Annotated in this window: 10 protein-coding genes; 4 read left to right on the top strand and 6 right to left on the bottom strand. The window is 70.4% G+C overall.

Annotated elements, in window-relative coordinates; translation table 11 throughout:
* The coding region (locus OP79_RS47490; RefSeq protein WP_033329448.1) for a tetratricopeptide repeat protein at positions 1–1,070 on the bottom strand (1,070 nt) is incomplete at its 3' end.
* A 212-nt stretch (positions 1,071–1,282) separates the two neighbouring features.
* Here OP79_RS47490 and OP79_RS47485 point away from each other — a divergent pair.
* Positions 1,283–1,474: a hypothetical protein gene (locus OP79_RS47485; protein ID WP_033329447.1), complete on the top strand. Its 192-nt coding sequence runs from the start codon at positions 1,283–1,285 to the stop codon at positions 1,472–1,474.
* A 75-nt stretch (positions 1,475–1,549) separates the two neighbouring features.
* Here the strand turns inward: OP79_RS47485 and OP79_RS57780 are convergent, their stop codons facing one another.
* The 5 genes from OP79_RS57780 to OP79_RS47470 form a co-directional block, all read right to left on the bottom strand.
* A complete protein-coding gene (locus tag OP79_RS57780) occupies positions 1,550–2,020 on the bottom strand; it encodes a helix-turn-helix domain-containing protein (protein WP_245685728.1) in 471 nt (156 codons plus the stop codon).
* A gap of 96 nt (positions 2,021–2,116) precedes the next feature.
* Complete coding sequence (locus OP79_RS47480) at positions 2,117–3,349, bottom strand: tyrosine-type recombinase/integrase (RefSeq protein WP_033329446.1); 1,233 nt, start codon at positions 3,347–3,349, stop codon at positions 2,117–2,119.
* A gap of 159 nt (positions 3,350–3,508) precedes the next feature.
* Complete coding sequence (locus OP79_RS58800; RefSeq protein ID WP_211271017.1) at positions 3,509–3,727, bottom strand: helix-turn-helix domain-containing protein; 219 nt, start codon at positions 3,725–3,727, stop codon at positions 3,509–3,511.
* Positions 3,728–4,013: 286 nt separating this feature from the next.
* On the bottom strand, positions 4,014–5,051 hold the full coding sequence (locus OP79_RS47475) for a TRM11 family SAM-dependent methyltransferase (RefSeq protein ID WP_078492513.1): 1,038 nt from the start codon (positions 5,049–5,051) through the stop codon (positions 4,014–4,016).
* Positions 5,052–5,068: 17 nt separating this feature from the next.
* Entirely contained in the window at positions 5,069–5,740 is a 672-nt protein-coding gene (locus OP79_RS47470; RefSeq protein WP_033329445.1) for a hypothetical protein, read from the bottom strand.
* Positions 5,741–6,210: 470 nt separating this feature from the next.
* Here OP79_RS47470 and OP79_RS47465 point away from each other — a divergent pair, with 470 nt between their 5' ends.
* The 3 genes from OP79_RS47465 to OP79_RS56300 all read left to right on the top strand — a co-directional run.
* On the top strand, positions 6,211–6,999 hold the full coding sequence (locus tag OP79_RS47465; protein ID WP_033329444.1) for a hypothetical protein: 789 nt from the start codon (positions 6,211–6,213) through the stop codon (positions 6,997–6,999).
* Between the two features lie 352 nt (positions 7,000–7,351).
* Positions 7,352–7,723: a pilin gene (locus OP79_RS47460; protein ID WP_033329443.1), complete on the top strand. Its 372-nt coding sequence runs from the start codon at positions 7,352–7,354 to the stop codon at positions 7,721–7,723.
* Positions 7,720–9,563, top strand: a 1,844-nt coding sequence (locus OP79_RS56300; RefSeq protein WP_169786270.1) for a TrbL/VirB6 family protein, incomplete at its 3' end; no start/stop codon positions are given. The genes OP79_RS47460 and OP79_RS56300, both read left to right, overlap by 4 nt.

Below are 9,563 nucleotides of genomic sequence, written 5' to 3'. Positions count from 1 at the left end.
GCCGAGCACCACGCGTGGCCCCAGCCCACCCGCACCGGCACCCAAGCCATCCGCATCAAACGACCCCAACCCGCAGACCCATAAGGCAACGGCATTGGCGCTAGGGCGCCATGTTCGTAGAACCCGAGCTCGTCAACAGCCGCCATGTCTTCCGCCAGCCACAACGCCTCAGCGACGGTTCCCATGACGGCCTCGGCCTGCATCAGGCAGCGCTGAACGTCCGGGTTGTTCGGGCCTACTCGGTACTGGGCCCTCAGCTCACGCAGGGCGCCGTGCGCGTCGTCGCTGTCCGAGCAGGCGACCTCGAGCAACATGTCCGGGTCGGGCACACCGGCGTTCATCGTGGAACGCGCCTGCTCCAGTAGGAACGATTGGGGGGCAACCTGCTCCAGAGCCAACAGCGCCTCATGCCAGTCGGCCTCGGCTCCTGCGTTGAAGGTGGTCGCCACCAGGAGTTCCAGGACTTGGACATCTGCTCCATCGCGACGACGTGCCTCGGTCAGGACGTCCACGGCGTCCGCCCAGTTCACACCACTGCTGGGAGTCCCTGCCAGCGCGTAGAGCGCCCTGGCCAGCATCACGTACTCGTCGACGCTGCCGTTTCCGCCCGCAATGCGCTCACGGAGGAACTCAGCCCGTCGCCGCTGAAAGTCCCGCTCGGTATCCTGCCAATGTAACCACGCCTGAACGTCGGCAAGTTGCTGTCCCGCCTCGGCCAGTCCGGGGGCGAGCTCCAAAATTCGCTCAAGCTCCCGTGATGCCCGCTTCACGCTGCCGATCTGGACGTATGCCGTGGCGAGATCGCCCCGAACGGCCAGGTCTGTTGGAGCGGCGTCGGCTAGAAACTCCAGCAAGGGGACTGCATCGAAGGGCTGCCCCGCAATCAGATAGGCCGACGCCAGTGCGTGCAGATTCCCGGCCGGGCCGTCGTCCATGGCCAGCGGCTTCAGTACGTCCAGGTGTACTTGGTCTCTCGCGGAGACGAACTCCTCGTAGCACTGGACGACATGAGGACTCGAGTTGTCCCCTCGGTACTGCGGACTCCAACCGATGGTTGGCTCACTGCTCACGCCCGACCACCTCCCCCGAGCACACATTCTCCACCCGCACGCCGTGCTCTGTTCGGGTTTCCGCGGCGTCTCCGAGAGTGGGCGGCTGGAAGGGAATCTGCCCGCGCCGCTGCAGGGAAGGCCACCCCGGATACGACGGTTTCGGCTGGATCTACGCAGCGAAGCTCCCCGACTGAACAGCGTATCCGTGCCGCCCGGTCAGTCGTGCCCGCATGACCCAGTACCCGTACCCGCACCGCTGCCACTGGTCGTTCCAGCGCTGGCGCGTGGCGGTGCAGGCCGGTCTGACCCGGGCGGAGCACCTCGACGGAGCGGGCAGGACCACCATCGCCCCGCAGGTCCGCCGATTTACCCACCGCTCGACGTTCCCGCAGGTAGGCATCAAAGTGCGGCTGGAGTACTAGCGTGGCGCGGAGTTGCTGCTTCAGGTCATGACCGAGCGGCTCCTGAAATTTGCGAGAAATCGCTAGATCCCCACACTATCGAGTGAAGCGTCTACCTGCGGCTCCGACCTGCATGAACAGCCACAGCTCCCGCACTGAGCAGCGGAACGAATCCGTCGGCGCTCCAGTTCCAGGGCGAAGAGATCCAGCTCGAGTGTGCGGTCGTCGACACACACGTATGCTCGTAAAGGTGTCGGAGATACCCATGACGACCCGACCTTTGGTGCGCGAGTCGGCACGGTTGGCGTCCGCTGAGGTCATCGCGACGGGGTCGGCTATCGCGCACGGCCGGTGATCCAGCACGGCCTGCCGGATCGCCTGCTGCTCGGCCCCGCCGAGGAGCTGATGCTCGCCGACCCGGCGCCCGCACGGCTGGGCCACGAGCGCCTCGCGTCCGCCTGTCGGCCATTTCGCCCACCAGTTGTCCACCGCCTTGAGCGAGACCCGGAACAGCGCTGCGACATCCTCGCGAGTCCGGCCCGCCACCAGCACGGCCACCGCCCGCATCCGAAGGGCCTCCTGCGCCGACGGCGACAACTGCCGTGCGTCCCCCGCCAGTTCACTCAGCAGGAATCAACGACCCAGAACACCTACCGTTTCGGATCAATATGCCGCCGCTGATTTCTCAATTGATCGCTTCCAGCGGGCCTCGAGGGCCTTGAGAAGCCGGGTGTTGATTTTGTCGGCTACGTGGGAGTAGATGTCGTCAATCTCATCGGTCATGGTGTGGCCGAGGCGGCGGGCTTGGGCGACATCGGGGATGTTGTCCTCGATTAGCCAGGTCTTGTGGGAGTGGCGCAGGCCGTGGAAGGTCAGGCCGGGTTTGATCGGCTTCCAGACGGTGCCGTCGGAGAGGGTGCAGCCATTGACGGCGGGGGCCCACGTGCGGCGTTGGAAGGTGGAACGGCGCAGGAGTTTGCCCTGCAGGGTGGTGAATACGTGGTCGCGGCGGTGAACGGCGAGGTCCTGTTTGAGGAGGTCGGTCAGGAACGGCGGGAGGGTGACGGTGCGGACGGAGGCGGCGGTCTTGGGGGGTCCGTAGGTGTGGTGGCCGTTGATTTCGTGGAGTGCGCCGTGGTCGGGGTGGATGTGCAGGGTTGCGGCCGTGAGGTCGAGGGCGGGGCGGCGTAGGCCGGTGAGTTCGCCCCAGCGCATGCCGGTGTAGGCGGCGGTGATGACGAGCAGGCCGTGGTTGGCGTTGGCGAGGTGGGCGACGCGGCGGGCGATGGCGAGAACTTCGTGCTCGTCGGCCCAGGCTGTCTCTTCGCGGCGGGTGCGGCCGCGTTGGCGGGGGATGCGAACGGGGTTGGTGGGAATGAGGCGTTCGAAGACTGCGGCGGACAGGATCAGACTGAGGAGTTTGCCGATCGCGGAGACGGTCGAGGCCTGGTAGCGGTCTTTGAGCTGCTTGAGCCAGGTGTTGATTCCGGTGGGGGTGATCTCGCTCAGCGGCGTGGGGCCCCAGACGGGTAGGAGGTGGTTTTTGAGCAGGCTGCGGTAGCCGGCGGCGGTGTTCGGGCCGACTTCGATGCTCTCCCACCACTTCTCCACCCACTGGGCGAACGTTGTCTCCTTTGGCGATGTGGTCTTTGAAGGTGGGGGCGGGGTGGTGGTGGGCGGCTGCGGCGTCGGCACGGCGGGTTGGGGAGCAGGCGGTAGGGCGGAGGTCTGCTGGTCGGGCGCAGAGGGCGTGGGCGTCGGGTCCTGGTACTGGAGGTTGGCAAGGTAGGTATGTGCTTCCGTTTCAGTGGGGAAGCTGGCGGCGGTTGCGGCCTTGCCGGTGTCGGCCCAGTAGCGGACCCGCCAGCTGCGGCCGCGGCGTTCAACCCAAGCCATGGGAAGGCTCCTTCGGGGTGTGCGGGATGCAGACACGGTCGCCCCACGCCGAAGTGCGTAGGGGCGGCCGGGGTCCATGGACGCTCCTACCTGCGGAAGAGCGGAACCGTCTTCCGGCCGGCAGTTGGAATGGGGCCCGATCGGGTGACGGCGCGCGGGTCACTGTTGTGCCGGGCGGTGACCGAGGCGGATGAGCAGGCGCAAGTCCGCGTGGGAGAAGCGCATGTGCCGTCCGATCCGTGTGTGCTGCACCGTGCCGGCTGCTGCTTTTTTTCGCAGCCAGGATTCTGGAACCTGCAGCAACTCGGCTGCCTGAGCCGGCGTATACAGCCGCAGACCCGCCTCCGCTGATGCCTCGTTACCGGATTGCGCGGGCATGGCCTGCGCTGGTTCCGGTGGGGTCTGGAGTGGTGGCGCGAGTGGCTCCGGCGTCTGAGGCGGTTGCTGAGCCGGTGGGCCGGTCACCGTGGGCGAGGGCGGCTCCGGCGATGAGGTATGCGGCTGTGTGGGGTTCGTCGGCTTCTGCGTCTTCCGGGCTTTGCTGGTGGGCGTACGCGGCCGGTCGCCGGATGCCAACCCCAACACCTGTGACAGCCCGGCGCCTTTCCCCGGTGCTCCGCTCCGGCCGCGTGCACGAGGAGTACCGGCCCTGGAGTTGGAGGTACTACTCACCCCATGCCTCAGGCCGGGCTCTCCTGTCCCCTCCGGGACCACTGCTCCGGCGCTCGCGCGGACTGGGACGGGGAACCTGCACGTGCGCAGCACCGCGCACACCCCGCCTCTGCTCCTTGGCCGCGCACAGGTGCAGGGATCCCTTCGATTCGCCGCCATACCCCCGAGATGCGCGGTCACTTGCCGGCCCCAGCGAGCGGCGCAGCACGAGGGTGTCCTCATGCTGAATGACGGCAAGGGGGATGCCGATGCGTCGGGCATCGCGGACGTTCTTCATCTGGAAGAACGAGGGGCGGGCGATGAGGTGGCCGTCACGGATGCCGGCGAGGAGAGCGACGTTGCGTTCGACGGGAATGAGACCTGCGGCTTCACCCGCGGCGAGGACCGCAGTGGGCAAGTCGATGAGTTCCCCGCGTTCACGCCAGGGGCGGGTGGTGATCACCGCGTGGCCGCCAGGGCGCAAGGCATACCGACACTGGATCAGGATGTCGGTAAAGCCTTCGAGCAGGTGATCGAGGCCGACGTGGGCCAGGTTGTTGGGGTCTCGGCTGTAGCGGAAGTCCTTCTTGACCACGCCGTGTTTCCCGGTTTCCCGGGTGGAGCGCACCTGCCCGTGCACGCTCGCGCCGTACGGAGGTGAGGTGACTACGAGGTCGACCAGTCCGTGGAACGCTGCGGGGATGAGAGCGGTGAGCCGGCGGGCGTCGCCGCAGTACACCGCTCCGGCGCCGGTGGCGCCCTGAGTGTCGGCGTGGCGGAGGTTCTGCTCGGCGAGGTGGGCCCATTTGGGTTCGTACTCGGTGCCCAGCGCGTGGCGGCCGAGGTGGACGGCTTCAACGAGGGTGGTGCCGATGCCGCACATGGGATCGAGCACGACGTCGCCAGGCTCGGTGTAGGTGGCGATGGCGTGAGCGGCGATCGCGGGGAGCATCTTGGCGGGGTGGGCGGCCGAGCCAGACACGTAGCGGCCGCCCCGCTGGGCGGGGGCGGAGGTGGGGGCGGTGTTCCACACCGAGACGGGGCAGTCCATGGTGAACTCCTTGGGTATCAGGCGTGGGTGATCGCGGACAGGGCGATCAGGTCGCAGTGCGCGACGCCGCGGGACACGTCCGGGGGCGGGGCGGGTACGAGGCGGTCGCCGACCGGGTGGCCGTAGACGACCACGATGTGCTGGAGGTAGCGGAAGCCGGCGGTGCGGGCACCTGCGATCAGCGTGCCGAGGGGGTCGGTGAGGCGTCCGGCCTCCCGGCGCTGGCGGGTGGCCAGCAGCAGGATGCCGTTCGCGGGGAGGAGCCGGTGGGCGCGGTGGAAGAAGCCGGGCCAGCCGTCCTCCTGCGCGCCGGGCATCCCGCCGCCGACGGCCGGCAGGTCGTCGGCGGGGGCGGGGAGCGCGTCGGGGTGGAGTTCGGCGAGCAGGATGGACGGCCTGCTCGTGGCGTCCTCGTCATCGGCCGCTGCGGCGAAGGGCGTGCTCGGGATGCGGGCGTCCATGCCCGGCGCTGTGTCCCGGATAGCGATCTTGAGCAGCGGGGCGGGCTGGTGGCCAGGGCGTCCGACGAACTCGATGCGGATCTTGTCGATTGCCCAGGCGGGCAGCACCGCGCCGGGGATGGGAGCGGCGTTGGGCTCATCCGGGCCCGGGAACCAGGTCGTCGTCGGCAGCGGGTGGGACGTACGCGGGCGGGAAGCGGCAGAGCGGCGGGACGGAGTCTTCGACATGGGCTGGGTGGCGCCCGGGGCCGTGGGTTAGGCCGTCTCGTGCTGACGTGACGTAATAGGGACTCGGCAGCTGATCTTTGCCATCGCGCCGGTACATGTTCGATGCCCGTGGGCGGCTGGCGCCGCGCACTCGGAGGTGTCCCCGGCCACCCCGGCATGCACCGTATCTGTGCAGGTCATTACCCATGCGAGCCAGTCGCGTGCCAGCGCCGAGCCACCTGCGGGCCACCTCGGCTCGCCACGGAGTGAGGGGCGAAACCGGAGCCCAGATTTTCTGTGTTCGATTCGCGATCCTGCGGCGGAGGCGTGGTGCCAGGTCATCGGGGGCGGACCGGTGGCGGGCCATCGCACGTGCCGGACCCTTCGACCGCGCCTGGCGCGGCAGTGGCGTGCGGGTGGGCCTCTTGTGGCACGTGGGCTTGGGAGGTGTGGCGGCGTTGGTTGTCCGCACCGTTCCCGGGAGATGCGTCATGCACCACCGTCACCTCGCCCACCGCCCCGCCGCCCGGTCGCAGGGCGCCGTCCGTTCCCCGCTCGGGGAGCTGGAGCAGGCGTTCCTCGCGCTCGCCCACGGAGTGGAGCCGCTTACGCTGCCCGCGCACCTGGTGTGCGACGCCCCGGACCGTGCGCAATGGCCGGTCGACCGGGTGCGCACCCATCTCGCCCACCCCTCCACCCGCCCGGAGCAGCGGGAGCAGACCTGGCAGGAGGTGATCCGGCGCGCCCAGGAGCTGGGCGCGCCGTGGGACGTGGTGGCGGTGGCCATGACCGTTCCGGTGCTGCGCCGGATGCTCGCCCGGCTGGCCCGCCCGGCTCATGTGGAGCGTGCCGAGGTCGAGCAGGAAGCCCTGGCCGCCGTCGCCGCGGCCCTGCGCACGGTGAACCCCGGGGTGGAGCGGCTGGACAGGGAGCTGTTCAGCGCCGCCGACCGGGCAGTGCACCGGCTGGTGTACGCCGCACGCCGCCAGGCCACCCGCGAAACCGATGCGGCGGCAACGCACCTCGACCACCTGTGCTCCGCCCCGCCAGCAGAGCATGGTGAGCCGGTGGACGAGCTCACGGTGCTGTCCCGTGCCGTACAGGCCCGTGTGGTGGACGTGGCCGAGGCGCGGCTGATCGCCCGTACCCGGCTGGGCGGCGAGTCCATGCAGCGTCTGGCGGCCGAGCGCGGGGTGAGTGTGCGTCAGCTCTACCGGAACCGCAGCGCTGCCGAGCAGCATCTGGCCGCTCATCTGCGACGCCGGCTGCAGGACCGGTAGCACGCCCAGTGGGGGGATTTTCGGTGGCGGGATGTCAATTCCCGCCGCCGGGATCTCTATTCAGGGTGACGGCGCACCGAGCCCGGCTTCGGACCGGACCGTCCGTTGTGGTCCCGGGGCGGCGGCCGATGCCTCGGGACCAGATCTCCGCACGGTGCGGGGTGGGCACGACCGTCTCGTGCTGACACCCGAGAACCCCGTTCCCGCCGCGCCCCCTGTAAGGAGGCCGGCGCCCGGGCCAAGGGTTCTGCTCGCCCCGCACCGGCTCTCTCGTACGCCCCCTGCGGCGTCCCCGTCCTGTCCTGCTCCTGCCCGGCCGTGTGCTCTACGCCCCTGAGGGAGGTGTGCTGCCATGCTCGCAAGGCCCTGTCGGCCACCCCGACCGCTGCTCCGCTGGTCCGTCCGGCTCGTTTTCACATCCGCCCTCACCACCTGCGCGCTGCTGGCGGATCCGCCGCATGTGTGGGCGGTCGCGGACATCCCGACCGTCATCACGAATCTGCGGAACTGGGTCGTCGGCATCCTTGCCGGACTGGCCACCCTGTTCCTGACCTTCGGCGGACTGCGCTATCTGATGGCCGGCGGTGATCCGGGGGAAGTCGAGGCCGCCAAGCGAGCGTTGAGGGCCGCGGCGATCGGCTACGGGCTGGCGGTCCTGGCCCCGGTGTTGGTGACCGTGCTGCAGGGCATCGTCGGTGCGGACGACGGCGGGGGCGGGCAGTGACCTGCACACGGCGTCTGGTCCGCGCCCTGCCCTTGCTGTTCGCCCTGGTGGTCCTGGTTCTGGTACCGCTGTGCGCCGCGGCCGGCTCCGCGCACGCGGCGTCCGCGGCGGCGCAGGCACCGGCGGCCCCGGAGCCGCCGCAACCCGAACCGCGGCCCGCGCCCGGCCCCGCCGCCCCCGCCCCGGATCCCGGGGCGGAGCCGAGGCCCGAGCCCACGCCTGGGCCGACCCCGGCACCGGGCGGCCCCACACCCGAACCGGAGTCGCCCTCACCACCGGAGCCGACTCCCGGGCCGACGCCTCCGGCCTGCGAGGCGACCGGCACCGAGTGCGACAAGGGCACCACCTGGGGCTTCCTCGACATTCCCGCCATGGTCGTGGACGCGGTCACCTCGTTCCTGGGCACGCTGATCGAGCAGATCATGAAGCCGGTGCGCGAGTTCCTCGCCGACACCCTGCTCGCGACGCCCGACGTCACCCGGCACGCCGACATCAAGAAGCTGTGGACCGCCATGCTGGGGATCACGGCCGGGATCTACGTGCTCTTCGTGACGGCGGGCGGCGTCACGGTCATGGGCTATGAGACCGTGCAGACCCGCTACGCCCTGCAGCAGATCGCCCCGCGCCTGCTGCTGGGGATGGTCGCGGCGGCCACCTCGCTGACCGTGATGGGCAAGGCGATCGGTCTGTCCAACGCCCTCGCTCACGCGATCATGGCCACCGATATGTCGGACGCCGGTCAGGGCATGGTCGAACGCGTCCTGCCGTTCGCCCTGTTCGGCTCCGCGGGGCTGAAGCTGTACCTGCTGATCCTGGCGATCGTGATGATCACGCTGGTGCTCGCGGTGCTGATCGGCTTCCTGGTGCGCGTTGCGGTGATGGCGCTGCTGGCGGTGGCCGCGCCGCTGATGCTGGCGTGTCACGCGCATCCGCTGACCGATCCCGTCGCCCGGCTGTGGTGGCGCGCCCTGGCCGGCTGCCTGGTCATCCAGATCGCCCAGTCGATGACGTTCATCCTCGCCCTGAAGCTGTTCTTCGCCCCCGGGGCCACCACGCTCGGCATCCCCAAGTCCGACCAGCTGGGCACGATGCTTGCCGGCCTTGCCCTGTTCTGGGTGCTGTTCAAGATTCCGGGCTGGACCCTGCAGGTCGTCCTGCGCGGTACCCCGATCCACAACCCGCACGCCCCTTCTGGGCTGCGGATGCTCAAGCACCTGGCGATGTACCGGCTCATGGACGCCTACCTGCCCGGCATCGGCCTGCTGCGCCGCCGCCCCGGCGGTGGTGGAGGTGCCGGGCTCGGCCTCGGCCGCCGCGGACCGGGAGGCGCAGGCGGCCGCCCAGGTGGGGGCGGAGGCAGGCCGGGAGGTGGCGGAGGCGGACGTGGTCGAGGCGGAGGCGGACGTGGCGGGGGTCGACCGCCCGCCGCCGGGCCCGGGCGTGGTGGGGGTGTGCGGGGCTGGGGCCGGGCGCTGCTCGCGGGTGGCCGTGCTGTCCCTGGTCGGCCGGGTGGCCGCCCGGGCGCAGCGGGCCGGCCCGCACCCGGTGCCCCAGCCGCGCCGGGCGGGCGCCGCGCAGCAGCCGGTGCTCATGGCCCGGCAGCGAGGCCGGGCCCAGCTGCCCAGCGCCGCGGCCCCGGGGCGGCTCCCCTCGTCGGTACACCGGGAGGTCCCCGCGCCGTGATCCATCCCGCCCGGGCCCGCCGGAGACAGCAACTGGCCCTGCCCATCGCCGCCCCGCGCGCTCCCGCCCGACCGCCCAGGCCCACCCAGATGTGGCTGCCGATCCGCGCCGAGCGCACCCCCGCCCCGCCCCCGGTGGCGCGCGCCCTGCCCACCAC

The sequence above is a fragment of the Streptomyces yerevanensis genome (genome assembly GCF_000716805.1).
In the GTDB taxonomy this organism is placed as follows: Bacteria; Actinomycetota; Actinomycetes; order Streptomycetales; family Streptomycetaceae; genus Streptomyces; species Streptomyces flaveus.
This window is presented reverse-complemented; position numbering and strand designations above follow the sequence as displayed.

Bases quoted from the DNA above. Each gene is read 5' to 3' on its own strand.
- OP79_RS47460 (WP_033329443.1), top strand. From the start codon at position 7,352: ATGCTCGCAAGGCCCTGTCGGCCACCCCGACCGCTGCTCCGCTGGTCC.
- OP79_RS47465 (WP_033329444.1), top strand. From the start codon at position 6,211: ATGCACCACCGTCACCTCGCCCACCGCCCCGCCGCCCGGTCGCAGGGC.
- OP79_RS47470 (WP_033329445.1), bottom strand. From the start codon at position 5,740: ATGTCGAAGACTCCGTCCCGCCGCTCTGCCGCTTCCCGCCCGCGTACG.
- OP79_RS58800 (WP_211271017.1), bottom strand. From the start codon at position 3,727: ATGCCCGCGCAATCCGGTAACGAGGCATCAGCGGAGGCGGGTCTGCGG.
- OP79_RS47475 (WP_078492513.1), bottom strand. From the start codon at position 5,051: ATGGACTGCCCCGTCTCGGTGTGGAACACCGCCCCCACCTCCGCCCCC.
- OP79_RS47480 (WP_033329446.1), bottom strand. From the start codon at position 3,349: ATGGCTTGGGTTGAACGCCGCGGCCGCAGCTGGCGGGTCCGCTACTGG.
- OP79_RS47485 (WP_033329447.1), top strand. From the start codon at position 1,283: ATGACCCAGTACCCGTACCCGCACCGCTGCCACTGGTCGTTCCAGCGC.
- OP79_RS57780 (WP_245685728.1), bottom strand. From the start codon at position 2,020: ATGCGGGCGGTGGCCGTGCTGGTGGCGGGCCGGACTCGCGAGGATGTC.